Here is a 24685-nt window from a genome sequence, read left to right on the forward strand (position 1 = left end):
TCCTGTCAATGATAGGAATCTATTTTTCATATTTCAAAATATGGCAAATTTAAAAGAAATACGTAACAGAATATCATCGGTATCTTCAACAATGCAGATAACCAGTGCCATGAAAATGGTATCAGCTGCAAAGTTAAAGAAGGCACAAGATGCTATTACAGCTATGCGTCCTTATGCAGATAAATTAACTGAGCTTTTACAGAGTTTAAGTGCTACTTTAGATGCAGATTCAGGAAGCACATATTCTGAACAACGTGAATTAAAGAAAGTGCTTTTAGTACCAATTACTTCTAATAGAGGTTTGGCAGGTGCTTTTAATTCTAACATCATTAAAGAAATTAATAGATTAGTTTCTGATACTTATGCAAACCAAGAAGTTTCTTATTTAACTATTGGTAAAAAGGCTAATGATGCTTTTAAAAAGACAGATAGAGTAATTGCAAACAAAAGTGAAGTTTTTGACGATTTAACTTTTGATAATGTTGCTGAAATAGCTCAACTTTTAATGGATAAATTTGTTGAAGGTGAGTTTGATAAAATTGAAATTGTTTATAACAAGTTTAAAAACGCAGCAACTCAAATTGTAATGACTGAGCAGTTTTTACCAATTGTTCCTGTTGAAGGAGATGCTAACGTAAATGCCGATTATATTTTTGAGCCATCTAAATTAGAGATTGTTGAAGAGTTAATTCCTAAGTCTTTAAAAACACAATTATATAAGGGTATTAGAGATTCATTTGCTTCAGAGCATGGTGCACGTATGACGGCAATGCATAAAGCAACTGATAATGCTACTGAGTTAAGAGACCAGTTGAAATTAACTTATAATAAAGCGCGTCAAGCTGCTATTACTAACGAAATTCTTGAGATTGTTGGTGGTGCAGAAGCTTTGAATAATTAATAAATTCCTTCCAAAGAAGGAATCTTATCATAAAATAGTAAAACCTAACTTTTCGGAGTTAGGTTTTTTTGTTTTAAAAGCCCTATTTTTAGCATTACAAAAAACGCATTTTTGAGCGCATTGAAATCTCTTTTTAAGCAAACATTCATTTACGGTTTAGCCACTGTATTACCTAGAATGTTAACTTTTTTACTTACGCCGCTATATACAGAGGTAATGGCAGTTGGCGTTTATGGCAAAGTATCTATAATATTTTCTTGGTTTGCTATTTTTAATGTGATTTTGGCCTATGGAATGGAGACTGCTTTTTTTCGTTTCTTTAACAAAGAGGATAACCAAGATAAAGTAGTTGGAACAGCTACATTATCCATCATATTTACCTCTTTGGCTATATTTGGTTTAGCATTTTTATTCCAAAATCAAATTGCTGATGTCACAGATATTGAGGTTCATCATATTAGTTTTGTCATTTGGATTTTATTGCTTGATGCTTTGGTTATTATTCCTTTTGCATGGTTAAGGGCTAATGCAAAACCTATGAAATATGCAATGATAAAAATTACAAACGTTGCTATAAACATTGGACTTAATCTCTTTTTCTTCCTTTTATTAGCAGGCTTAGCAAAAGAAAATGATCTATTTGCTTCAATTTATAAGACAGATTTTGAAATAAGTTATGTGCTTATTGCAAATCTGGTGGCCAGTGGTATTACCCTTATTCTAATGTTCTCATTTTATGGGAAAATTAAATACAAATTCAATTCTATATTATGGCAACAAATGCTACGATATGCCTTTCCTGTTTTAATTGCAGGTTTAGCCTATACCACTATAGAAACATTTAACCGTATTCTACTAGACAGTAGCTTATCAACAGCAGAAAATCCAGAAGATGAAGTTGGGATGTTTTCAGCATGTTATAAGTTAGCACTATTCATGACTCTATTTGCTACTGCCTTTCGTTTAGGTATAGAACCCTATTTTTTCAGTCATGCGAAGGCAAAAAACCCACAAAAGAATTATGCTAGAATTTTAGAATACTTTGTGATTTTTGGTTCAGGTATTTTATTAACCGTTGTGGTATTCTCAGATATTCTAAAAGTAATAATTATTAGAGATGAAGACTTTTGGGAAGCCATGTGGATTGTACCTATAATTCTTATTGCAAGTTTTTGTCTTGGTATTTACCACAACCTTTCTGTGTGGTATAAAATAACTGATAGAACAAAGTTTGGCGCTTATATTTCTGTAGTTGGAGCTATTATTACTTTAGTACTAAATGTTTGGTTAATTCCCCTTATAAGTTACAAAGGTTCTGCTATTGCTACTTTAGCGGCTTATGGTAGTATGGTGCTATTGTCTTATTATTTCGGTAGAAAATATTATCCAATACCGTATAACTTGAAGAAAATTGGATTGTATTTATCAATGTCAATATTATTTTCGTTAGTTTATTTCTATCAATTTAGAGAGAATTATGTTATTGGAATTTCCATGTTAGTTGTATTTTTGGGTGTTATTTCATTTTCAGAAAAAAATCAGATTAAGCAATTATTAAAAAGGTGATAAAGTTCTTCCGTAAAATACGAAAACAACTACTTGATGAAAACAAGGTAGGAAAGTATTTAAAGTATGCTATTGGGGAAATCATTCTTGTTATGATAGGAATTTTATTGGCTCTACAAGTAAACACCTGGAATAGCAACCGAGAACTTAAAAAGGAAGAACTTAAAATAATGAAAAGTCTTCATAAGGAGTTTAGTACAAACCTTATTAAGTTTGATAATAAGTTTGACGACCATATTGCAAAAAAGGAAAGTATTGAAACCATCGCGTCAATTAACCCTAGTGGGTTTTCAATAGATAGTTTATATAGGTTAATTCAGCGAGTTAATAACACACCCTCATACGATCCTTTTCAAGGTATTTATAACTCTATAATTAGTTCTGGAAAAGTTGAATTAATTTCTAATGATGTATTAAAAGAAAAAGTTTCTGGCTATCAAGACTTACTCATGGATTATAAAGACAGCGAAGAGGCTGTTATATTGTTTCTTACTCAGAATCTTCATAAATATTTGTTGTCTGAAGGGATTTTAGGTAATTATCACTATTTCAGAAATAAGGCAGAAATTTCAGAAGAAGAAGAACGAAGAATAAAAGAGAAGTTCATTAAAATAATAGATTCTGACAAGTACGAAAATCACCTCACTTTCTTAGCGAGTTGGGTTAACTCCGTTATAAAGAAGGGCCCTATTTTAAGAAAAGAATTGATATCCATTATTGGTTTATTAGAATCAGAAATAGAAAAACATGAAAATTAAAATAATAAATAAATCGAGTCACGATTTACCTCATTACGAAACCATTGCTTCAGCAGGAATGGACTTAAGGGCAAATATTATTGAATCAATAACGCTTAAGCCATTAGAGAGAACTGTTGTTAAAACAGGTTTGTTTATAGAATTACCCATTGGCACAGAAGCACAGGTACGCCCTAGGAGTGGTTTAGCGGCTAAAAAAGGAATAACTGTACTAAATGCTCCAGGAACAGTAGATGCTGATTACAGAGGCGAAATAGGGGTGATTTTGGTAAACCTTTCTAATGATGATTTTACTATTGAAAATGGTGAACGGATTGCGCAGTTAGTAATTGCAAAACATGAACGTGCCGAATGGGAAGAGGTAGAAATACTTTCTGAGACCTCAAGAGGAACAGGTGGTTTTGGAAGTACAGGAGTAAAATAAACGAATTATTATATAAATAAATTAATTTTAAAAAATGAAAATAATAGTCCCAATGGCAGGTCGAGGTTCTCGATTGCGCCCACACAGTTTAACCGTACCAAAACCATTAATTCCTGTTGCAGGTCAACCCATTGTACATCGGTTAGTAAAAGATATTGCCAAAGTATTGAAACAGCCAATAGATGAAGTGGCTTTTGTTTTAGGAGATCCAGCGTGGTTTGGTGATGATGTTGTTTCTAGTTTAGAAGATTTAGCCAAAAGTTTAGGCGCTAAAGCGTCTATTTATCGCCAAGACCAACCTTTAGGAACAGGGCATGCTATAATGAGTGCAAAACCATCTTTGTCTGGACCAGCTGTTATTGCTTATGCAGATACCTTAATTAGGGCAGAATTTGATTTAGACCCAGTTGCAGATAGTGTTATTTGGACGAAACAAGTGGATAACCCCGAAGCATATGGTGTTGTAAAGCTAAATGATAATGCAGAAATAATTGAACTGGTTGAAAAGCCAGAGACTTTTGTAAGTGATCAAGCTGTTATAGGGATTTACTACTTTAAAGACGTTGCAGTTTTAAAAGAAAAGCTTCAAGAGGTTCTTGATGAAAATGTTATGAATGGCGGAGAATATCAGATAAACGATGGTATTAAACGTATGATGTCTGATGGTAAAATATTTAAGACAGGATCTGTTGATGAGTGGATGGACTGCGGAAATAAGGCTATTACTATTGAAACTAATCAGCGTATGTTAGGGTTTTTAAAAGCTGATGGTGAAGAGCAATTAGTTGCTTCATCAGTAAATTTAGAGAACACTCAAATTATAGAGCCTTGTTTTATTGGAGAAAACGTAGTGCTTAAAAATGCTACTATTGGCCCTTATGTTTCTATTGGTAATGGCACTATTATTGAAGATTCAACTGTTAAAAACAGTTTAATTCAAGCCAACACATCAATTAAAAACGCTAATTTAGATAATGCTATGATTGGTAATCATGTTAAATATAATGGTAATTACACTAGCATTAGTATTGGAGATTACTCTGTGTTAGAATAAAAAATAAAACTATGTATATAGTAGTGTATGCTTTTAGGGTGAAACCTAATCAAGAGAGAACTTTTATAGAGTCATGGCGTGCATTAACAAAATTAATTTATAAAAACGAAGGTAGTTTAGGCTCAAGACTACATAAAAAGGAAACCCTACAATATATAGCCTATGCCCAATGGCCTAGTGAAATAGTCTTTGAAGAATCAGGAGGTAATTTACCTGATGAGGCAAATCAATATAGAGATGTAATGAGAGCTTCTTGCGAAGAAATTAAGGTTTTAGAAAAACTTGAAGTTGTAGAAGATTTATTAGAACAAAACCCAAATGGTAAATAAGTATAAAGTTTTATTGGTTTTTGTTTTCGGAATGATGTTATGCATTTTTCAACCTACTTATGCCCAAGTTGATTTTAATAAAACCCCCGATGATGATTTAGGAAATAATGAAGATGAGTTTCAAGAGCACTTTTATGAGGCTATGAAGCAAAAAGGGATAGAAAATTATGATAGAGCTGTTGAATCTCTTTTAAAATGTATTGAACTAGATAAATCTGTACCCGTTTTATATTTTGAATTAGGTAAGAATTATAATAAAACCAAAAACTTTGATGCTGCAGAAGAAGCTTTAAAAAAGGCTGTGGCTAAAGACCCTAGTAACGAGTGGTTTTTAGATGAGCTGTATGGGTTTTATGTTTCACAAAATAATTTTGATAAGGCAATTGAAGCGATTAAACAGCTTGTAGACTATCATCCAGATTATAAAGAAGATTTAGCCTCATTGTATTTAAAAATGAAAAAGTATGATGAAGCTCTAAATGTTTTGGATGAATTAGATGCTAAACATGGTATTTCATTATCTAGAGATATCATGAGGAATAAAATATATGAGCTTACAGGCAGGAAGAAAGATCAAATAGAAAATCTTGAAAAGCGCGTTGATGATAACCCAGAAAAAGAATCAAACTATTTAGCACTAATTTTTCGTTACAGTGAAAACAATCAAAAAGAAAAAGCTTTTGAAACAGCAAAAGAACTTTTAAAGATTAACCCAAATTCACAAAAAGTTCATTTGGCATTATATAAGTTTTATTTAGATGATAAAGCCACTGAAAAAGCTATAGAGTCCATGAAAATTGTGGTTAAAAGCACCCAAATTAAGCCTGAGACCAAACTAAAAGTTTTAACAGATTTCGTAAAATTTGTTGGTGAAAATCCCCAGTATGAATCAGATTTAATTGAGGCTACGGCTTTGGTTGAAGGTGCAAATAATAGTAAAACGCTAACAGAATTGGGTCAGTATTATTTAGCCAAGGGAAACAAACAAAAAGCTTTAGAAAATTTTGATGCTGCTCTAAAATTAGAACCTAATAACTTTGGTGTATTAAAAAATGTAATGCTTTTACATTTAGACTTAAATCAGTTTAATTTGGCTAATGAAAAGAGCGGAAATGCGCTTAATAATTATCCTTCGCAGCCACTATTATATTTAATAAACGGTGTTTCTTTTAATGCGTTAAATCAGCCCCAAAAAGCTATTGAAGTTTTAGAAATTGGTTTAGATTATATTATAGATGATTTAAAAATGGAGTCTGATTTTTATACGCAGTTAAGTAAGGCTTATACGCTTTTAAACAATACTACAAAGGCAAAAACGTTTAGTGATAAGGCAAAACAATTACAAAACCCAAATTAATGCAAATACGTACTCAAGTCTTTTTAATAACATTTATTCTGGTGCTTTTTAGCTGTAAATCGGCAAAAACTGTTACAGGAGGTGAGGCTAATTTTAATTTATCTTCAAGACAATTAATAAAAGAGAACTTAAAAAAGAGTCCAGATTATACCACTTTAAAATCTACTTTAAAAATTACCTATGAGAATGGAAAGAGCTCTCAAAGTCATTCTGTTAGTTTTAGAGCAAAGAAAGATGAAACCTTATGGATGAGTGCTACATTTTCTGTTGTGAAAGCCTTAATAACTCCAGATAAGGTGAGTTTTTATAACAAGTTAGACAATACGTTTTTTGAGGGAGATTATAATTATTTAAGTAAATTGTTGGGAACGAAATTAGACTTTCAAAAGGTTCAGAATTTATTAATAGGAAATGCAATTTTCGATTTAAAAGAAGATAATTACAAGGTGTCTGTTGATGAAGACACATATATACTTCAACCTAAGAAACAACGTGAATTATTTGAAATTTTCTTTTTACTAGATCCATCACTTTTTAAAATAAAAAGACAGGAAATATCTCAAATAAAAGAATTGAGACATTTATATATAGATTATTTATCACATCAAAAAGTTGATGATCAAATTTTACCCGAAAAAGTAAAAGTTATTGCTGTTGAAGCTAATGAAGAACTTGTTATAGGGTTAGAGTTTAAAAATGTTACTTTAAATGAAGATTTAAGATTTCCGTTTAAAATTCCGTCGGGTTATAAAGAGATTAAGCTTTAATGACAACAAAAGTAATTTCATATAAATTAACTCTATTAACATTTCTAATATTTAGTAGTTCTTTTGTTTTTGCCCAAACCAATAAGCAGAAGGAATTGGAAACACGTAGGCAGGAGCTAAGAAGAGAAATTCAAAGAATAAGTAAGTTAAGAGCTGAAGATAAATCTAAAGAGCAATCAGAATTGTCACTAATAGAAGGGTATAATTACAAGATTAGTGTTTTGGACAATTTGATAAAAGTGACTAATCAGCAAGCAAATTATTTAAATAGAGAAATTAATTCTAACCAAAAAAAAATCACAGATTTAAGAAATGAATTAAAGCAGCTTAAAGAAGATTATGCTGCTATGGTAGTTAAGTCTTATAAAAGTAAAAATCAACACAGCAGAATTATGTTTTTACTATCATCTTCAGACTTTAAACAAGCGTACAAAAGATTGCAGTATATAAAGCAATACTCAAATCATCAAAGGCAACAGGGAGAAACCATAAAGACTAAAACATTAGATTTACAGGAGTTAAACAAAGATCTATTAAGGCAGCAAGAGAATAAAAAGAAACTTATTGCTGAAAATAGGGTTTCTCAAAGAGAATTAGAATCTGAACGTAAATCACACGAAAATTTGATGAAGTCTATAAGAAAGAATTTATCAAAATACACCGTACAGATACGTCAAAAAGAACGTGAGGCTGCAAGAATTGACAGGGAAATTGATAAAATTATTAGGGCAGTAATAGCTAGCTCTAATAAAAAAGCTGGTAAATCAACGTCATCAACCACTTTTGCTTTGACACCAGAAGAAAAGTTGTTAGCAACAAATTTTGTTGCTAACAAAGGTAAATTACCTTGGCCGGTAGAACGGGGGCGTGTTAGTTTAAATTATGGTAGAGTGCCTTCGCCAATTGATAGAAATTTAATAATTACCAGTAATGGCGTGCGAATATCAACCGAGAAAGGTGCCCAAGTTATGGCTGTTTTTAATGGTGAGGTAAGTGAAATTATAAAAATGAAAAACGTTAATCCCATAGTTATGATTCGTCATGGTAATTACGTAACACTTTATAAAAATTTATCTAAGATTTATGTAAAGAAAGGAGATAGGGTTACCACCAAACAGGCTATTGGTGAAGTGTTCACCAATCCCTCTGATGGCAGAACCATTTTAGGTTTTGTCTTATCAAAAGGAGCTATTAAGGAAAATCCAGCAAATTGGATTTATAGAATGTGATACGCTTTGTAATCCTGAATTTATTTCAGAATCTCATTAAATTGTTTTTTACTCTTATTTATACCCTCACAAAAACAAAACCACGTCTAGTTTTTCTGTAATGCCTTCCATTCCAAAAGTAATAATGTTTGCCTTTTATTACTACAATTTTATGATTTTGAGGTGCGGTTTTTATAACTGTAACCTTAGCTGGTCTTTTAGTTACACGAGCGGCACAAGAAGATAAATTGAATAAAAGAATAGCAGAAATTAAAATAATAAAAGTTCTCATAGCAATATAAATTTGGGTTTATATACTATTATGACATAACTAAACCTTAAAGGTTTAAATTTGGTTATTCCAATCTAGGCTTTTGGTTTGGTGCTTAATCAAATAAGGCTTTTAATTCTGTAGCATCTTTTGGTTTAATTTTTCCTGCAAGTAATAAGCTTAATTGCTTTCTTCTTAGGGCAGCATCAAAGCGTTCTTTTTCTAATGTGGTTTCAGGTATTACTTCCGGAACTGAAATTGGTCGTCCGGTTTCATCAACAGCTACGAAGGTGTAAATAGCTTCATTAGCCTGTGTCTTTTCACCAGACTCTCTATCTTCAATCCAAACATCAATATAAACTTCCATTGAGGTTTTAAAAGCTCTAGATACTTTAGCTTCAACAGTAACAACGCTACCTAATGGAACCGCTCTGTTAAACGCTACATGGTTAACAGAAGCTGTAACCACAATTCGTCTGCTATGGCGTCTAGCGGCAATACTAGCAGCTCTATCCATTCTGGCTAAAAGTTCTCCTCCAAAAAGATTATTTAACGGATTGGTTTCACCTGGTAAAACCATATCTGTAAGTACTGTTTTAGATTGCTCGGGCGTTTTTGCTGTCATTGCTCAAAGTTTAATGATAGCAAAGTTACAATGCTTTTAATTATTTAAGAAAGAAATTATATTGAAGTGTAAAAAACAATTATGCCCTAATTTGAAACTTTTACAATAGCCATTTTTAAATTATATGTCAAATTCTTTTCTGTAAGTAAAGACTTTTTAGCGGTTTCTAAATTGCTAAAGGTTTCATGATAAATAAAGTATTTACCACTGTTAGCATCAAAAAAGTAATTAGCACTTGTTATGCCTTTTGAAGCTAATAAATTTAAGAAAGCATCTCTGTTTTCCATTGTAGAATAAGCCGCCAAAATAGAGTAATAACCACTTTCAATAGTCTTAATGTTATTAATTATTTTAATAATGTTTGGGCTTTCATTAAAGTTAAACTCATTTGATAAAATAAGGTTATCTGCTAATGAATTTAAATTTTCTTTAGTTGAAGTTTGACCTATTATTTCGTTGTTTGAAGTATTTGCAATTGTACCAACTCTGCTGACACTGGGGTCTGTTTTCAACCAAGCCTCCTTATTATGTGTTTTTTTAATGCTTCTTAGGGCTTTTAAAGCTTCAAGTCTATCTTCATAACTACCATAAACTACTTCATGTAAGCCGTAATTATTTACACCTAATTTTCTAGCTTTAAAACCTTCAGATTTAAGTTGCTTTATTTTTTTTAAGCAGTTTTCTTCAACCCTAAAAGCTCCGGCAACCACATGATAATTACCTGTTTGTTTGGTAACATTTAAGGTTATTGTAGATAAAGAATTAAGGTTAAATGTAGCTTGCTGTATTTTGTTTTCTAATTGTCTTTCGGCCTCTTCTTGAGCTAATTGATTATGAGTTTCAATCTTGTCTACGTAATAATTAGAAACGGCATAACCACCCATCGTTAAAGCAATTATCGCAACAGCAGCATATTTTAAATAAGGTATAGCTTTACGTTTTTCATGAGTAACAGCAATTGGCACTACCTTTTCAATGGCTTCAACTTCTTTTTTGTATACTTCTCTAGTAACCAATGGAGATACAAAATCTGATAACCCAAAAGAATCTGTTAAATAATTAAGATGGTAGGTAGGTTCAAACAAAATTTTGCCTTCAATATTTAAGACTATTTCTCCAATATTTTTGAAAGTAAGTGTTTCTCCTTGAGTCAAATATGATTTTAATGACTTAACTCGTTTCTCAATTTTTTTGTTTGCTTTTTCAAAAGGAATTTTCTCAACGTCAGCAATATAATGCGCTAATAAGCCATCATTATTCTGTATTTGTTCATTAAAAGATATGCTCTTTTTGGGAGCATTAAATGTATTTGATGACTCCTCAATTGTAGCTGATTCACGTTGTGTTAAAAATGAACCAAACTTAGGTATGGTAACACATTCGTACCGGTATAATAAATCACTAATGTAGGTTTCCAATTGCATAAAAACAAAGTTAGAAAAATATGTTGCCTGATGAAATTTAGGAATAAATATTTATTAACAAGTAGAGTTATCGTGTTGTACAACGGTATTTTAAATATTAATTAATTGAACAAAATTTCTTTTATTGCAATCACAAAGTCAACACGCACATGACAGAAAACGATTTGCTTTATACGCTTGCTCTACAACATGTACCAAATATAGGTGATATTACGGCTAAAAGACTTATTTCTTTTTGTGGTTCTGCAGAGGCGGTTTTAAAAGAAAAGAAGCAAAATCTTCTTAAAATTGATGGTATTGGTCAATTTGTTTTAAAAGATATTCATGAGTCCATCCATCTAAAAGCAGCTGAAGACGAAATAGCTTTCATTAAAGAAAATAAGATTAAGGTTTCATATTTTAAAGGTGAAAGTTACCCTAACAAACTTAAGCACTGTATTGATGGACCTATATTACTGTTTCAATCTGGAAATATTAATTTAAATAACCAAAGGATAATAAGTATAGTTGGTGCTAGAAAAATTACTACTAATGGGATAGCATTTTGTCAAAATTTAATTGAAGAGTTAAAACCTTATAATCCAGTAATTGTTTCAGGATTTGCTTATGGAACAGATATTACAGCTCATAAAGCAGCATTAAATAATAATTTACAAACCATTGGATGTTTAGCACATGGATTAAATCAAATTTACCCTAAAGTGCATAAAAAATATATGGTTCATGTTGAAAACAATGGTGGTTTTTTCTCGGATTTTTGGAGTACTGATGTGTTTGATAGAAATAATTTTTTAAAACGAAACAGAATTATTGCTGGTTTAAGCGAAGCTACCATAGTTATTGAGTCTGCTGAAAAAGGAGGAAGTTTAGTAACAGCAGATATTGCCAATTCATATAACAGAGATGTGTTTGCAGTTCCTGGTAGAGTTACAGATAGCCAAAGTATTGGCTGTAATAATTTGATAAAACATCAAAAGGCAATGATGCTTTCTAACCCTTTAGATGTGCCATATATTTTGAATTGGGAACTAGAAAAAGCTAACAAACCAACAATCCAAAAGCAATTATTTGTTGAGTTAGACTCTACAGAAAAGACAATTTACAACTATCTTAAAGAAAATGAAAAACAACAATTAGATGCTATAGCTGTTAATTGTAAAATGCCTATTTATAAAATCTCTAGTACTTTATTAAATATGGAACTAAAGGGTGTTGTACGTCCGTTACCAGGAAAGTTGTTTGAGCTTATTTAATACCCAACTTTTTCTCTAACTCTGTTTAGAACTGAATCAGCAACTAATTTGGCCTTTTCAGAGCCAATAGCAAGCGCTTTATCTAACTCATCTAAGTTATTCATGTAGTAATTGTATTTTTCTCTTTCAGTCGAAAATTTATCCACAATTAATTCAAATAAAGCCTGTTTTGCATGTCCGTAACCATAACCTCCTTTTTCATAGTTGCCTTTCATGATTTCTTTTTGCTCATCATTAGCTAATAAATTATAAATAGCAAAACAATTACAGGTTTTCCAGTCTTTAGGTGCTTCTAAAGGCGTACTGTCTGTTTTAATTGACATGATTTGTTTGCGCAGTTTTTTGTCTGCTAAAAATATATTAATAGTATTGCCTTTACTTTTGCTCATTTTTTCACCATCAGTTCCAGGTATAAGCATGGTGTCTTTTTGAATTTCGGCTTTTGGTAATACAAAAGTCTCACCAACTTTAGCATGAAAGCGAGTGGCAACATCTCTAGTCATTTCAATATGTTGTTCCTGATCTTTTCCCACAGGAATTATTTCTGCGTCATACAATAAAATATCAGCAGCCATAAGCATGGGGTAGGTGAATAAACCAGAATTTACATCTTCCAACCTATCTGCTTTATCTTTAAAACTGTGGGCCAGTGTTAACCTTTGGTAAGGAAAAAAGCAATTTAAATACCAAGTTAATTCAGTTACTTGTGGAACATCACTTTGTCTGTAGAACACACTTTTTTCAATATCTAAGCCAAAAGCCAACCATGTAGCTGCTGTAGAATAGGTATTTTCTCTTAATGTTTGTGCGTCTTTAATTTGAGTTAAGGAATGCAAGTTTGCTATAAATAAATAGGAGTCATTTTCAGGCTTTTCAGCCATTTTAATAGCAGGTATTATTGCTCCTAATATATTTCCTAAATGCGGTGTTCCGGTACTTTGTATGCCCGTAAGTATTCTTGCCATAATTGTAATAAAGCGCAAATTTAATGAAGTTAGGTCATAAAAAAAGTGGCTAATGCCACTTTATCTAAATTTTTCTTGAATATTATTTTTTGAATAGGCCTGCAACAAATAAGATTACACAAGCACCAATAGCTCCCGTTAAAATATCTCCAATCACACCATCTAGTAAATTTCCTAATAGCCAGCTCCCTACAAAACCACCAATAATACCTATTACAATATTTAAAAAAATGCCAAAACCGCCACCTTTCATTAATTTTCCAGCCAACCAACCGGCAATAGCGCCAATTAATAAAGAATATAGTAAACTCATAATTATATAATTTTTAAGTTATTCTGTTTTAAAGATAATCAATTTATAATAGTATTTTTGGTATGAATGACTGTTATTAAATACATTTTCTGGACGCTTTACCGTATTTGGTTTTACATTCTTGTAATTATACCTATAGTACTTTTATTCCCCGTACTTTTAATTTCAATTTCAAAAGAGTCTTGGTATCCCTTCTTTTTTAAGTTGGCACGTTTTTGGGCTAAATTTATTTTAATAGGAATGGGATTTAATTATTCTTTTAAAAAAGAACAAATACCTGAAAAGGCCAAAAGCTATATGTTTATTGCAAATCATACCTCAATGATAGATATCATGTTAATGCTGATATCTGTAAAAAACCCGTTTGTTTTTGTGGGAAAGAAAGAGCTAGCTAAAATACCCTTGTTTGGATTTTTTTATAAACGTACTTGTATTTTAGTTGATAGAAGTTCAGCCAAAAGTAGACAAGCTGTATTTTTAAGAGCCCAAAGGCGACTAGAGTCTGGCTTGAGTATATGTATTTTTCCTGAGGGCGGAGTGCCTGAAGAACATATTGAATTAGATGAATTTAAGGATGGCGCTTTTAGATTGGCTATTAACCATCAGATACCCATTGTACCATTAACATTTGCAGATAATAAAAAACGTTTTTCGTATACATTTTTTAGTGGTGGACCCGGGCGAATGCGGGTTAAAATACACAAATTTCTTTCTACTAAAGGTTTAACAATTGATGATACTAAAAGTTTAAATAAGGAGTCTAGAACTGTTATTTTAAATCAGTTGAGAGAGTATAATAAATAAAAAACTGCTCGGGGGATGAGCAGTTTTTTTTGATATTGGATTTCGAGCTTAAATGAAAGCCAATAACCAGATCTAACCAAAAACCTAGAATTTAATAGCGAATCCGGTATAAACACCAAGAATATATGGCTTAAAATTACCGGAAGTATTGTTAAATGTATTTATTTGATACTTGAACATTGGTTCTAAATTCAAGTCAAATTTTTCAGTTATTTTATAATTAAAACCTAAACCAAAATTAGCACTATAACTCACTTTGTTTAAATTGTTGGCTTCACCTAAAAAGGTTCTAGGTCCATTTTGTGCTTCAGAAAATATTTCATTATTATTTAAAAAGAAAGAACTAAATCCACCAATTACATTTAAACCAAACTTTTTATTAGTTAATGAATATTGAATCTCTAACGGAATTTCAATATATCCAAAAGATTGGTTTAGGGTTGTATTTACAGAATTAAATACTAAGGGGGCATCATTAAAATTAGCTTCACTAGCTATGGCAACATTATCATTTCTTGTAGCACTTTCACTTACATTTTGCAAAGAACCTTGGGCTGCAGCACCTGTTGTTTGAAAAATAATTACATCATTTGTATTATAACCTAAATCAACCTTATTTATACCAGACCTAATACTGATTTTATTATTTAAAGCAAAACTTGCAGAAATACCATAACTCATATTTACCTCGCCACTTTTTGAGTTAGAGTTAAATTGAGGATCAATAGAAGATCCTTCTCCTAAAGAATTAAAATATACTGGAGCTGCATTGGGAGCAACAGTCCATCTGTTAATTTTCTCGGAATCATTATTTTCAAAAAGATCTTTATTTTTTTCTAAAACATCCTCAATAGAAAGTTTTTGGTTATCATTTTTTGTTTCAGCAAATGATTGATTATGGTTAATTTCAGGTAACTTGTTTTTAGATTTTTCTAAAGCTTCAATGTTATTAGTTATTGCATTTATTTGAGTTGATTTGTTTTGAAGCAACTCGTTTTTATCTTCAACTGAATTTTCAATTGCTATATTATTATTGTTAGTACCTTCAGTTTTTTTAGCAATCAGGCTGTTTTCCTGACTTTGATTGAAATTGTTGTTAGTTTTTTCATAAAAACTACTTTTAGTACTGTTTTTTAATACTGAGGCTTCAGAAATAGATGATTCTTTCTGTGAAACAATATAATTTGAACTAGAGCTAGCACTTTCTTGATTATTAGGCACGTCAACTTTTTCATTTGAGGTGGCAATAGTTGTGCTTTCCTCATTAAAATTAACTGGGGTTTTTACTTCAAGGTTGTTTATGTTTAAGTTACTATCTTCTTCATTAACAACTTCTATGGTGTTATTATTATTTAGGTAAACCCCTCCTACAGTAAGTAATAACATAAGTAAAGCAGCAACACCAGCATAACGCCACCATATTGGAATAATACGTTTATTCTTTTTCTTTTTTAGGTTTGCTTTAATACCTTTCCAAATAGCATCACTAGGTGCTACTTCAAAGTCTTTAAAGGTTTCCTGAAACAACCTATCTATATGTTTTTTATCACTCATTTTATAATGATTGCAAACTTTGGGACAATTTATAATCTTCTATATTTTTCTTCAAAATCTGTCTAGCCCTTGCTAAATTAGATTTTGAAGTTCCTACATTTATTTTTAGCATCTCTGCTATATCTTTATGCGAATACCCATCAAGAACATAAAGGTTAAACACCAATCTGTATCTATCTGGTAACTCTTGTATGATTTTCAAAAGAAAATCTAATGAAAATGTTTCTTCATCTACTTCAATTTCTACATCTTCAATCTGTTCTTCCTTTACAATATCAAAAACTTTCTCGTTTCTGTAACGCTGCAATACAGTGTTTACAGTAACGCGTTTTAGCCAACCTTCAAAAGAACCTTTATTTTTATATTGTTCAATTTTATTAAAAATTGTAAGAAATGCATCTTGCAGATTATCTTCTGCTTCGGCATAGTTACGTGAATACTTTAAGCAAATTGAGAATAACTTATTTGAAAAAAGTTTATATAACTCTCCTTGTGCTTTAGTATCATTAATTTTACAATTTTCTATGAGTTGTTCTAAACTCAAATTAAACATGTATTAATTAATACCTAATTCTTATAACTCAACCACTGGTACTTCTATAGTTAAGAATTGGTCTTCTTCATTATCATTCTCACCTTGCCAGAATTTAAAAATATAAGACCCTGTATTTGTAACATAAAAGTTAAATGTGGCCTCTGTTAATTCATTTTCAAGGTTTTCACAATCATTGCTGTCAAAGACATAGTTTATTGGAGCAACCGTACGCTCATTAAGTTCTTTTAAATAATAAAAGTCGTTAAAAGCATAACATGTAGAAGGTGTAAAATAAGAAATAGTAATAGGGTATGTTTCTCCTAAAACAAATTCCGATGGAATTTCAACACTCTCAACAGGTAAAATTTCAAAACTATAATTAGCACCATCATCATTAACACTACATGAAAAAAACGCCATGAGTGTTAAACATAGTATAATAACTCTTTTCATAGCAATTTAGCGTTAAATACATGTTTATACCACTAAGATGCTCTAGTTATTAAATGGTTGCGTTATAAAACTAAAAAATCCCGAGGAATTCGGGACTTTTTTAACAATTTTAAGAAATAATTATTTCTCTTACTTTAGCTTCAAGCTCATCCATGAGTTCCGGATTATCTTTAATGAGAGCTTTAACAGCATCTCTACCTTGCCCTAGTTTCGTGTCTTGATAACTAAACCAAGAACCGCTTTTCTTTATAATTTCGTTATCTACTGCTATATCTAGAATTTCACCAACTTTAGAAACACCTTCACCATACATAATATCAAACTCAGCCATTTTAAAAGGTGGTGCTACTTTATTTTTAACAACTTTAACTCTGGTTTTATTACCAGCAACCGTACCATCTGTTTGTTTTATTTGGGTAGACCTTCTTATATCTAATCTCACCGAAGCATAGAATTTTAAGGCATTACCTCCTGTTGTGGTTTCTGGGTTACCAAACATAACACCTATTTTTTCACGTAATTGATTAATAAATATTACAGTACAGTTAGTTTTACTTATAGATGCGGTAAGCTTTCGCAATGCTTGTGACATTAAGCGGGCATGAAGCCCCATTTTAGAATCTCCCATTTCACCTTCAATTTCACTTTTAGGTGTTAATGCGGCAACAGAATCTACTACTACAATATCTATAGCACCAGACCTAATTAAGTTATCTGCAATTTCTAAAGCTTGCTCACCATTATCTGGTTGCGATATAATTAAGTTGTCTATATCTACACCCAATTTTTCGGCATAAAATCTATCAAAAGCATGTTCAGCATCAATAAAAGCTGCAATACCTCCGGTTTTTTGTGCTTCAGCAATAGCATGTAAGGTTAAGGTTGTTTTACCAGAAGATTCTGGACCATAAATTTCAATTACACGCCCGCGTGGATAACCACCAACGCCTAAAGCAATATCCAATCCTAAAGACCCTGATGAAATAGCATCTACATCCTCAACAGCAGCATCACTCATTTTCATAACGGTTCCTTTTCCGTAAGCTTTATCTAATTTATCTAAGGTTAATTTTAATGCTTTTAATTTAGCTTCGTTTTCTTTACTCATTTATCTTTTTTTTCTGAAGTTATGCTTGCTAAAATAATACATCTTTTGGCACAATACAATTTTAACACGCAACCTTTTTACATATTTTGTATCTATTATAAAAATAGGAAAAACTAAGACTATGAAATAGGCCTACTAAGGTTATAACTAAACTAACTCTATTCTTGACTGAAAAGCACTTTATGCCTCTAAAGTGCTTTTTTTTATACCCTTAAATAGCTGATATTATGTAAAAAATGTACTTTTGCAGCTTAATACATTCTTTAAACTTTAAAAATTAGTATAGCATGCAACTGTACAATAAACTAAGTGCTAAAGAAAGAGCAGTGTTAATTGAAAAGGCAGGTAAAGACCGCCTTACACTTTCTTTCTATCAATACGCCAAAATTAACAATCCTCAAGAATTTAGAGATCAACTGTTTTTAGTTTGGGATACCCTTGATGTTTTAGGTAGAATTTATGTTGCCAATGAAGGCATAAATGGGCAATTATCATTACCTGCAGACAGGTTTCAAGAGTTTAAATCTCATTTAGATACTATTGATTTTTTAAAGGACATAAGGTTAAATATTGCCATAGAGCAGGATAATATGTCTTTTTTAAAACTTAAGGTAAAGGTTAGGAATAAAATAGTAGCTGACGGATTAAACGATGACACCTTTGATGTTACTAATAAGGGTGTTCATGTGGGTGCAGAAAAATTCAATGAACTCATTGAAGATAACGACACTGTACTTGTTGATATGCGAAATCATTATGAAAGTGAAATAGGTCATTTTAAAAATGCTGTTACTCCTGATGTTGATACATTTAGAGAATCTCTTGATATTATTGAAGAAGATTTAAAAGAACATAAGGAAGATAAAAATTTAGTAATGTATTGCACCGGTGGCATTAGATGTGAAAAAGCAAGTGCCTATTTTAAACATAAAGGCTTCAAAAATGTTTTTCAATTGGAGGGAGGAATAATTGAATATACGCGTCAGATAAAAGAGAACGAACTAGAAAATAAATTTATTGGGAAAAACTTTGTATTTGATGATAGACGCGCTGAAAAAATAAGCGATGATGTTATTGCTCAATGCCATCAATGTGGAAAGCCAGCGGACGTGCATACAAACTGTGCCAATGATGCGTGCCACTTATTATTTATTCAATGTGATGAATGTAAAGTAGAAATGGATAATTGTTGTTCAACAAATTGCCAAGATATAAACGCTTTACCTTATGAGGAGCAAAAAGCTTTGAGAAAGGGACAAGGTAATAGTAATGATATTTTCAAAAAAGGACGTGCAGATTACCTACCGTTTAAGAAAGATTTGAGAAATATTTACGATTCGCTTAAAAAGGATAAGAGTTAAGGTAATGCAGAAAATAGAATTAATGGCGCCTGCTGGAAATTTTGAATCTCTTCAGGCTGCTTTAGATAGTGGTGCAGATTCCGTGTATTTTGGAGTTGAGCAACTTAACATGAGAGCAAGAGCGTCTATTAACTTTACCTTAGATGACCTTGAAGAGATTTCTAATAAATGTAAAGCAAAAAGCGTACGTACTTACCTTACTCTAAATACCATTATTTACGACCATGATTTATCTATTGTTAAAACCTTAATAAAAAGAGCAAAAGAGGCTGATATTACTGCTGTTATAGCTATGGATCAATCGGTAATTAACATGGCTAGAGAGCTTGGTGTTGAGGTGCATATTTCAACTCAAATAAATATCACCAATATTGAGACTGTTAAATTTTATGCCTTATTTGCAGACACCATGGTGCTAAGTAGAGAATTGAGCTTGCGCCAAGTTAAAAAGATTACTGAGCAAATAGAAAAAGAACAAATAAAGGGTCCTTCGGGAAAGTTGGTGGAAATAGAGATTTTTGGACACGGGGCACTTTGTATGGCTGTATCTGGAAAGTGTTATATGAGCTTACATTCATATAATTCATCTGCAAATAGAGGTGCGTGTAAGCAAAATTGTAGAAAAAAATATACGGTAATAGATCAGGAAACTGGTTTTGAAATGGAATTAGATAATGAGTATATAATGTCTCCTAAGGATTTGTGTACTATTGATTTTTTAGACCAGATTGCTGATGCTGGTATTAAAGTTTTAAAGATTGAAGGTAGAGGAAGAGCTCCAGAATATGTGGCTAAAGTTATAAAATGTTATAGAGAAGCTATCGATAGTATTGAAGAAGGAACTTACAATAAGGAGGAAGTTATTTCATGGATGCAAACTTTAGAAACGGTTTACAATCGTGGTTTTTGGAGCGGATATTATTTAGGTCAAAAGCTTGGGGAATGGAGTGAAGGTTCAGGGTCTCATGCTACTCAAAAAAAAGTCTACATTGGTAAAGGCATGCATTATTTTCCCAAACCAGAAATTGGAGAGTTTAGTATTCAAGCCTATGACTTAAAAATTGGCGACAACATTTTAATTACAGGGCCAACAACAGGAGTAAAAGAATTAGTTGTTGAAGACATGTTAGTTAATGATGAAAAATCAACTTCAGCTTCAAAAGGAGATTCAGTAACTATTCCACTTGGATTTAGAATAAGACCTTCGGATAAGCTTTATAAAATTGTTGAAAACAAAGTAGAAGCTTAATGGTTATAGTAACATTACAGCGTAATAAGTGCATAGGTTGCAATTATTGTGTAGAATTAGCACCAAATCAATTTCAAATGTCTAAAAAAGACGGCAAAAGTGTGCTTTTACACACTAAAGAAAAGAAAGGATTTTACACATTGAAGTCACCAGATGAACTTATTTTTGAAGATTGTGATAAGGCAGCAAAGGCTTGTCCTATAAAAATCATTAGTGTTAAAAATGTATAAATTGATATTTCGTAAACCATATTTTTAAGTAAGTATAATAATCTTATCTTTACGAATCAAATTAATTATAAACCCATCATTCGTAATAATTTAATTATTAACGAATTCAATATATAAATATATGGCTTGTGCAAGCTGCTCAACTAAAGATGGCCAACCAAAAGGCTGTAAAAATAATGGCACATGTGGTACAGATAGTTGCAATAAATTAACTGTTTTTGATTGGTTGTCAAATATGTCGCTTCCTAGTGGCGAGAAACCCTTTAATTGGGTTGAGGTTCGTTACAAAAACGGACGTAAAGAATACTATTCTAATCCTGAAAACATTTCATTAAGCATTGGAGATATTGTGGCAACACAGGCCAAGGCTGGTCATGATATTGGTATGGTTACCCTTACTGGGGAATTGGTGCGGGTTCAAATGAAACGAAAAAATGTTTCAGATAATATTGAAGAAGGTTTGAAGATTTATAGAAAAGCTTCACAAAAAGATATTGATATTTGGCAAAAAGCACGTGATAGAGAAGAGTCAATGAAAGTTAAAGCACGCCAATTTGCAATTGACCTAAAATTACAAATGAAAATCTCTGATATTGAATTTCAAGGTGATGCCAGTAAAGCCACTTTTTATTATACCGCTGAAGAGCGAGTAGATTTCAGGGAGCTTATTAAAGTTTTTGCAAGAGAGTTTAGAACCAGAATTGAAATGAAACAAGTTGGGTTTCGTCAAGAAGCTTCTAGGCTTGGAGGTATTGGTTCTTGTGGGCGTGAGTTATGCTGCTCTACTTGGTTAACAGATTTTCGTTCAGTAAGTACTTCTGCTGCTAGATATCAACAATTGTCATTAAATCCTCAAAAACTAGCTGGACAATGTGGTAAGTTAAAATGTTGTTTAAATTATGAGCTTGATACATATTTAGATGCATTGAAAGATTTTCCAAAATCGGATACAAAATTACAAACAGACAAGGGTGTTGCGGTTTGTCAAAAGACAGATATTTTTAAAAGATACATGTGGTTTGCTTATGAGGGTGAATGGGCAAATTGGCATAAACTTACTACAGATCAGGTTATAGAAATTATAGAGCTGAATAAGAAAAAAAGAAAAATAGCAAGCCTTGAAGAATATGCTGCAGACCTTGCAGAAGATACTAAAATAGAGTTTGAGAACGTTGTAGGTCAAGATAGTTTAACACGTTTTGATAATCCAAAATCTAATAAACGACGTAAAAATAATAAGAGGCGTAAAAACAATAGAAACAATAAAAACAGAAGAAAACCACAAAACAGTAAAAATGCAGCAAAATAATATTTGGCTATTTTTTTTAATGCTTTCTTTTGTATACATTTCGTGTGATTCTAACCGTGTTTATGACACTTATACATCCATCCCTAATAAATGGCATAAAGACTCTGTTGTTAGTTTTAAAGTAACTCCGCCAGATTCAACAAATGCATATAATTTATTTGTGAATTTAAGAAACACAAATTCGTATAAATACAATAATTTGTTTTTAATTGTAGAAATGGTGTTTCCTCATGGAAAAACAATAAAAGATACGTTAGAATATAGAATGGCAGACCCTAGTGGAAAACTATTAGGAACTGGATATACCGATGTTAAAGAAAATAAACTTTGGTATAAAGAAAATGTAATTTTTCAAGAAAGTGGAGAATACACTGTTAACATTCAGCAAGCAATGAGAGAGAATGGAAAGGTAAACGGTGTTAAAGAACTTGAAGGCATCACAGATGTAGGTTTTAGAATTGAAAAACCTAACAACAAATAAGACAACCTACAAATAAGCTACTTTTATAAATGGCAACTAAAAAAGAAATAAAAACTGCTCCAGATTATTCAAAATATATTCGATGGTTTTGGATTTTATTTACAGGAGGTATATTATCTATAATTCTTATCTTTTTATTGGCTTCCTGGGGCGCTTTTGGTGAAATGCCAGACCACACCGTTTTAGAAAACCCTAGAACAAATCTAGCTACAGAAATTATTTCTTCTGATGGTCAAACTTTGGGAAAGTTTTATTTTAATGATAATAGAACTCCTGTAGGTTATGATGAATTGCCTAAACAATTAGTCGATGCTTTAATAGCAACAGAAGATGCGCGATTTCATGAACACGCAGGTATTGATGCAAGAGGTACATTAAGAGCAGCGTTTTTTCTTGGTAAAAGAGGCGGAGCAAGTACTATTTCACAACAATTGGCAAAACAATTATTTCATAGAAGAGAAAAGGCCAATATTGTTGAAAAATTGTCTCAAAAACTGAGAGAATGGATTATCGCTACTCGTTTAGAACGTCAATATACTAAAGAAGAAATCATTGCTCAATATTTTAATATTTATGATTTTGGGAATAATGCAGATGGTATCCGCAGTGCGGCACGCATTTATTTTGGTAAAGAACCTAAGGAACTTTCTTTAAAAGAGTCTGCTATGTTGGTAGGCATGTTTAAAAATTCTGCTTTATACAATCCAAGGCCTCATAGAAATCCGGTAGGTGTTAAAAACAGACGTAATGTTGTCCTAGCTCAAATGTATAAGTATGAATATATAAATGAAACCCTTAAGGATTCTCTTCAAAAAACAGAGCTAGATTTAAATTATACACCTGAGTCTCACCGAGAAGGATTAGCTACTTATTTTAGGGGTTATTTAGATGGGTTTATGAAGGATTGGATTAAGAAGAATCCAAAACCAGATGGAACTAATTGGAACTTGTACAATGATGGATTAAAAATTTATACTACTATAGATTCGCGTATGCAGAAATATGCGGAAGATGCTGTACAACAGCATATGCCAAGGCTTCAAAAGGAGTTTTTTCATCAAAACACACCAAAGCGTAATCCTACAGCGCCTTTTTTAGAACTTACTCGAGGCGCTATTGATACTTTGATGCGTCGTTCTATGAGACAATCTGAACGTTGGAGACATATGCGTTACGACTTAAAAAAGTCTGAAGAAGAAATAAAAGAATCTTTTCATAAGCCTATTAAGATGTCTGTTTTTGAATGGAAGGACGGTAAAGCTTCTGAGGTTGACACTATTATGAAACCTTGGGACTCTATGCGCTATTACAAATCATTCTTAAGAACGGGTATGATGTCTATGGACCCTTTAACAGGTCATGTAAAAGCATGGGTTGGTGGAATGAATTACAGACATTTTCAATACGATATGGTTAAACAAGGGAAGCGTCAAATAGGATCTACATTTAAGCCATTTGTTTATACCGCAGCTATAGATCAGTTACATTATTCTCCTTGCGATGAATTTCCAGATACGCCTTATTGTATAGAAAAATTAAAGCATGGTAATATGGAGGAGTGGTGCCCAAGAAACTCTGGTGGTGAAGATGATTATGGTGGAACAAGAACCTTGCAAAATGCTTTAGCTAACTCCGTGAATACTATAACGGCAAGATTAATAGATAAAGTAGGGCCTCAACCAGTTGTTGATTTAGCTAGAAAATTGGGTATTGAGTCAGATATATTACCTGTACCTTCTATTGCATTAGGAACACCAGATATAAGCGTATATGAAATGGTAGGGGCCTACGGAACTTTTGCTAATAAAGGGGTATATACAAAACCTGTAATGGTTACAACCATTGAGGATAAAAACGGAACTATATTGTATCAATTCAAGCCAGAAACTCGCGATGTTTTAAGCGAAGAAACTGCTTATGTGGCTGTAAAACTGATGGAGGGTGTTACAAAACATGGTTCTGGGGTAAGGTTGAGAACCAAAGGTGCGGATGCCTATAGGGCAGATTTTAGAGAAATAGTTACGGGTTATCCTTATGAATTTACGAATCCAATAGCAGGAAAAACAGGAACTACTCAAAACCAAAGTGATGGTTGGTTTATGGGTATGGTGCCAAATTTGGTAACAGGTGTCTGGGTGGGAGCAGAAGATAGAGCTGCTCATTTTCAAAGTATAACTTACGGTCAGGGAGCAGCTATGGCATTGCCTATTTGGGGAGTTTATATGAAGAGTTGTTATGCTGATGAAACATTAAACATTTCTCAAGATGAGTTTGAAGAACCTGAAGACCTATCTATTGTTGTTGATTGCTCTAAAATGACTAAAAACGATCTTATTGATGATAATTTGGATGATGACATACCAGAAGAATTAGATTTTTAATGTTT

26 protein-coding genes are annotated in these 24685 nt (G+C 32.0%); 17 read left to right on the forward strand and 9 right to left on the reverse strand.

Features of this window, described 5'->3' with window-relative positions:
- Window positions 1-40 precede the first annotated feature (40 nt).
- From atpG to N1F78_RS06465, 9 genes are all read left to right on the forward strand, one after another.
- Window positions 41-901 (forward strand): ATP synthase F1 subunit gamma, encoded by an 861-nt coding sequence (atpG, locus tag N1F78_RS06425; RefSeq protein WP_406685356.1) that lies wholly within the window; start codon window positions 41-43, stop codon window positions 899-901.
- Window positions 902-1012: 111 nt separating this feature from the next.
- Window positions 1013-2467 (forward strand): lipopolysaccharide biosynthesis protein, encoded by a 1455-nt coding sequence (locus N1F78_RS06430; RefSeq protein WP_406685357.1) that lies wholly within the window; start codon window positions 1013-1015, stop codon window positions 2465-2467.
- On the forward strand, window positions 2464-3225 hold the full coding sequence (locus tag N1F78_RS06435) for a DUF6090 family protein (protein WP_406685358.1): 762 nt from the start codon (window positions 2464-2466) through the stop codon (window positions 3223-3225). Before N1F78_RS06430 ends, N1F78_RS06435 begins: the two co-directional genes overlap by 4 nt.
- Window positions 3215-3649 (forward strand): dUTP diphosphatase, encoded by a 435-nt coding sequence (gene dut, locus N1F78_RS06440; protein WP_406685359.1) that lies wholly within the window; start codon window positions 3215-3217, stop codon window positions 3647-3649. Before N1F78_RS06435 ends, dut begins: the two co-directional genes overlap by 11 nt.
- A 34-nt stretch (window positions 3650-3683) precedes the next feature.
- Window positions 3684-4703, forward strand: a complete 1020-nt coding sequence (locus N1F78_RS06445; RefSeq protein ID WP_406685360.1) for a sugar phosphate nucleotidyltransferase — start codon at window positions 3684-3686, stop codon at window positions 4701-4703.
- Between the two features lie 11 nt (window positions 4704-4714).
- Window positions 4715-5032: an antibiotic biosynthesis monooxygenase family protein gene (locus tag N1F78_RS06450; protein ID WP_406685361.1), complete on the forward strand. Its 318-nt coding sequence runs from the start codon at window positions 4715-4717 to the stop codon at window positions 5030-5032.
- Complete coding sequence (locus N1F78_RS06455) at window positions 5022-6389, forward strand: tetratricopeptide repeat protein (RefSeq protein ID WP_406685362.1); 1368 nt, start codon at window positions 5022-5024, stop codon at window positions 6387-6389. The genes N1F78_RS06450 and N1F78_RS06455 overlap by 11 nt, the downstream gene beginning before the upstream one ends.
- Window positions 6389-7156: a DUF4292 domain-containing protein gene (locus N1F78_RS06460; protein WP_406685363.1), complete on the forward strand. Its 768-nt coding sequence runs from the start codon at window positions 6389-6391 to the stop codon at window positions 7154-7156. Before N1F78_RS06455 ends, N1F78_RS06460 begins: the two co-directional genes overlap by 1 nt.
- Window positions 7156-8385, forward strand: coding sequence for a murein hydrolase activator EnvC family protein (locus tag N1F78_RS06465; RefSeq protein ID WP_406685364.1), 1230 nt, complete (start codon window positions 7156-7158; stop codon window positions 8383-8385). Before N1F78_RS06460 ends, N1F78_RS06465 begins: the two co-directional genes overlap by 1 nt.
- 58 nt (window positions 8386-8443) lie before the next feature.
- On the opposite strand, the gene N1F78_RS06470 is transcribed toward N1F78_RS06465, so the two are convergent.
- From N1F78_RS06470 to N1F78_RS06480, 3 genes are all read right to left on the reverse strand, one after another.
- Window positions 8444-8656 carry a hypothetical protein gene (locus N1F78_RS06470; protein ID WP_406685365.1) on the reverse strand — a complete coding sequence of 71 codons (213 nt, stop codon included), beginning with the start codon at window positions 8654-8656 and terminating at the stop codon, window positions 8444-8446.
- Window positions 8657-8750: 94 nt separating this feature from the next.
- Window positions 8751-9260 (reverse strand): acyl-CoA thioesterase, encoded by a 510-nt coding sequence (locus tag N1F78_RS06475; RefSeq protein WP_406685366.1) that lies wholly within the window; start codon window positions 9258-9260, stop codon window positions 8751-8753.
- Between the two features lie 86 nt (window positions 9261-9346).
- The gene (locus N1F78_RS06480; protein ID WP_406685367.1) at window positions 9347-10684 is read right to left on the reverse strand and encodes an SPOR domain-containing protein; all 1338 of its coding nucleotides are present in this window, start codon (window positions 10682-10684) and stop codon (window positions 9347-9349) included.
- A gap of 149 nt (window positions 10685-10833) precedes the next feature.
- Here N1F78_RS06480 and dprA point away from each other — a divergent pair, with 149 nt between their 5' ends.
- Window positions 10834-11937 carry a DNA-processing protein DprA gene (gene dprA / locus N1F78_RS06485; protein WP_406685368.1) on the forward strand — a complete coding sequence of 368 codons (1104 nt, stop codon included), beginning with the start codon at window positions 10834-10836 and terminating at the stop codon, window positions 11935-11937.
- Here the strand turns inward: dprA and trpS are convergent.
- Both trpS and N1F78_RS06495 read right to left on the reverse strand, forming a co-directional pair.
- Complete coding sequence (gene trpS, locus N1F78_RS06490) at window positions 11934-12902, reverse strand: tryptophan--tRNA ligase (protein WP_406685369.1); 969 nt, start codon at window positions 12900-12902, stop codon at window positions 11934-11936. The genes dprA and trpS overlap by 4 nt on opposite strands.
- A gap of 82 nt (window positions 12903-12984) precedes the next feature.
- Window positions 12985-13215 (reverse strand): GlsB/YeaQ/YmgE family stress response membrane protein, encoded by a 231-nt coding sequence (locus tag N1F78_RS06495; protein ID WP_406685370.1) that lies wholly within the window; start codon window positions 13213-13215, stop codon window positions 12985-12987.
- Between the two features lie 66 nt (window positions 13216-13281).
- On the opposite strand from N1F78_RS06495, the gene N1F78_RS06500 reads away from it, so the two are divergent.
- On the forward strand, window positions 13282-14019 hold the full coding sequence (locus N1F78_RS06500; protein ID WP_406685371.1) for a lysophospholipid acyltransferase family protein: 738 nt from the start codon (window positions 13282-13284) through the stop codon (window positions 14017-14019).
- Between the two features lie 84 nt (window positions 14020-14103).
- Here the strand turns inward: N1F78_RS06500 and N1F78_RS06505 are convergent, their stop codons facing one another.
- The 4 genes from N1F78_RS06505 to recA all read right to left on the reverse strand — a co-directional run bounded on the left by N1F78_RS06505 (window position 14104) and on the right by recA (window position 17669).
- Window positions 14104-15573: a hypothetical protein gene (locus tag N1F78_RS06505; protein WP_406685372.1), complete on the reverse strand. Its 1470-nt coding sequence runs from the start codon at window positions 15571-15573 to the stop codon at window positions 14104-14106.
- A gap of 1 nt (window position 15574) precedes the next feature.
- Complete coding sequence (locus N1F78_RS06510; protein WP_406685674.1) at window positions 15575-16117, reverse strand: RNA polymerase sigma factor; 543 nt, start codon at window positions 16115-16117, stop codon at window positions 15575-15577.
- Between the two features lie 30 nt (window positions 16118-16147).
- Window positions 16148-16561, reverse strand: a complete 414-nt coding sequence (locus N1F78_RS06515) for a hypothetical protein (RefSeq protein WP_406685373.1) — start codon at window positions 16559-16561, stop codon at window positions 16148-16150.
- A 109-nt stretch (window positions 16562-16670) separates the two neighbouring features.
- Entirely contained in the window at window positions 16671-17669 is a 999-nt protein-coding gene (gene recA, locus N1F78_RS06520; RefSeq protein WP_406685374.1) for a recombinase RecA, read from the reverse strand.
- A gap of 287 nt (window positions 17670-17956) precedes the next feature.
- On the opposite strand from recA, the gene N1F78_RS06525 reads away from it, so the two are divergent.
- From N1F78_RS06525 to N1F78_RS06550, 6 genes are all read left to right on the forward strand, one after another.
- Entirely contained in the window at window positions 17957-19030 is a 1074-nt protein-coding gene (locus N1F78_RS06525) for a rhodanese-related sulfurtransferase (protein WP_406685375.1), read from the forward strand.
- A gap of 4 nt (window positions 19031-19034) precedes the next feature.
- Window positions 19035-20279 carry a peptidase U32 family protein gene (locus N1F78_RS06530; RefSeq protein ID WP_406685376.1) on the forward strand — a complete coding sequence of 415 codons (1245 nt, stop codon included), beginning with the start codon at window positions 19035-19037 and terminating at the stop codon, window positions 20277-20279.
- Window positions 20279-20509, forward strand: coding sequence for a ferredoxin (locus N1F78_RS06535; RefSeq protein WP_406685377.1), 231 nt, complete (start codon window positions 20279-20281; stop codon window positions 20507-20509). The genes N1F78_RS06530 and N1F78_RS06535 overlap by 1 nt, the downstream gene beginning before the upstream one ends.
- A 121-nt stretch (window positions 20510-20630) precedes the next feature.
- Window positions 20631-21818, forward strand: a complete 1188-nt coding sequence (locus N1F78_RS06540) for a stage 0 sporulation family protein (RefSeq protein ID WP_406685378.1) — start codon at window positions 20631-20633, stop codon at window positions 21816-21818.
- Entirely contained in the window at window positions 21805-22299 is a 495-nt protein-coding gene (locus N1F78_RS06545; RefSeq protein ID WP_406685379.1) for a gliding motility lipoprotein GldH, read from the forward strand. The genes N1F78_RS06540 and N1F78_RS06545 overlap by 14 nt, the downstream gene beginning before the upstream one ends.
- Before the next feature lie 29 nt (window positions 22300-22328).
- Window positions 22329-24680, forward strand: coding sequence for a transglycosylase domain-containing protein (locus N1F78_RS06550; protein ID WP_406685380.1), 2352 nt, complete (start codon window positions 22329-22331; stop codon window positions 24678-24680).
- The last annotated feature ends 5 nt before the right edge of the window (window positions 24681-24685 follow it).

The sequence above is a fragment of the Seonamhaeicola sp. MEBiC01930 genome, assembly GCF_045277075.1.
Lineage (GTDB): Bacteria > Bacteroidota > Bacteroidia > Flavobacteriales > Flavobacteriaceae > Seonamhaeicola.

What these genes read in the sequence shown, in the direction of transcription:
- N1F78_RS06530 (WP_406685376.1), top strand. Translation starts at nt 19,035, where the DNA reads ATGCAGAAAATAGAATTAATGGCGCCTGCTGGAAATTTTGAATCTCTT.
- dprA (WP_406685368.1), top strand. Translation starts at nt 10,834, where the DNA reads ATGACAGAAAACGATTTGCTTTATACGCTTGCTCTACAACATGTACCA.
- N1F78_RS06550 (WP_406685380.1), top strand. Translation starts at nt 22,329, where the DNA reads ATGGCAACTAAAAAAGAAATAAAAACTGCTCCAGATTATTCAAAATAT.
- N1F78_RS06540 (WP_406685378.1), top strand. Translation starts at nt 20,631, where the DNA reads ATGGCTTGTGCAAGCTGCTCAACTAAAGATGGCCAACCAAAAGGCTGT.
- N1F78_RS06470 (WP_406685365.1), bottom strand. Translation starts at nt 8,656, where the DNA reads ATGAGAACTTTTATTATTTTAATTTCTGCTATTCTTTTATTCAATTTA.
- N1F78_RS06535 (WP_406685377.1), top strand. Translation starts at nt 20,279, where the DNA reads ATGGTTATAGTAACATTACAGCGTAATAAGTGCATAGGTTGCAATTAT.
- dut (WP_406685359.1), top strand. Translation starts at nt 3,215, where the DNA reads ATGAAAATTAAAATAATAAATAAATCGAGTCACGATTTACCTCATTAC.
- recA (WP_406685374.1), bottom strand. Translation starts at nt 17,669, where the DNA reads ATGAGTAAAGAAAACGAAGCTAAATTAAAAGCATTAAAATTAACCTTA.
- N1F78_RS06505 (WP_406685372.1), bottom strand. Translation starts at nt 15,573, where the DNA reads ATGAGTGATAAAAAACATATAGATAGGTTGTTTCAGGAAACCTTTAAA.
- N1F78_RS06460 (WP_406685363.1), top strand. Translation starts at nt 6,389, where the DNA reads ATGCAAATACGTACTCAAGTCTTTTTAATAACATTTATTCTGGTGCTT.
- N1F78_RS06455 (WP_406685362.1), top strand. Translation starts at nt 5,022, where the DNA reads ATGGTAAATAAGTATAAAGTTTTATTGGTTTTTGTTTTCGGAATGATG.
- N1F78_RS06515 (WP_406685373.1), bottom strand. Translation starts at nt 16,561, where the DNA reads ATGAAAAGAGTTATTATACTATGTTTAACACTCATGGCGTTTTTTTCA.
- trpS (WP_406685369.1), bottom strand. Translation starts at nt 12,902, where the DNA reads ATGGCAAGAATACTTACGGGCATACAAAGTACCGGAACACCGCATTTA.
- N1F78_RS06475 (WP_406685366.1), bottom strand. Translation starts at nt 9,260, where the DNA reads ATGACAGCAAAAACGCCCGAGCAATCTAAAACAGTACTTACAGATATG.
- N1F78_RS06525 (WP_406685375.1), top strand. Translation starts at nt 17,957, where the DNA reads ATGCAACTGTACAATAAACTAAGTGCTAAAGAAAGAGCAGTGTTAATT.
- N1F78_RS06450 (WP_406685361.1), top strand. Translation starts at nt 4,715, where the DNA reads ATGTATATAGTAGTGTATGCTTTTAGGGTGAAACCTAATCAAGAGAGA.
- atpG (WP_406685356.1), top strand. Translation starts at nt 41, where the DNA reads ATGGCAAATTTAAAAGAAATACGTAACAGAATATCATCGGTATCTTCA.
- N1F78_RS06445 (WP_406685360.1), top strand. Translation starts at nt 3,684, where the DNA reads ATGAAAATAATAGTCCCAATGGCAGGTCGAGGTTCTCGATTGCGCCCA.
- N1F78_RS06495 (WP_406685370.1), bottom strand. Translation starts at nt 13,215, where the DNA reads ATGAGTTTACTATATTCTTTATTAATTGGCGCTATTGCCGGTTGGTTG.
- N1F78_RS06500 (WP_406685371.1), top strand. Translation starts at nt 13,282, where the DNA reads ATGACTGTTATTAAATACATTTTCTGGACGCTTTACCGTATTTGGTTT.
- N1F78_RS06465 (WP_406685364.1), top strand. Translation starts at nt 7,156, where the DNA reads ATGACAACAAAAGTAATTTCATATAAATTAACTCTATTAACATTTCTA.
- N1F78_RS06480 (WP_406685367.1), bottom strand. Translation starts at nt 10,684, where the DNA reads ATGCAATTGGAAACCTACATTAGTGATTTATTATACCGGTACGAATGT.
- N1F78_RS06545 (WP_406685379.1), top strand. Translation starts at nt 21,805, where the DNA reads ATGCAGCAAAATAATATTTGGCTATTTTTTTTAATGCTTTCTTTTGTA.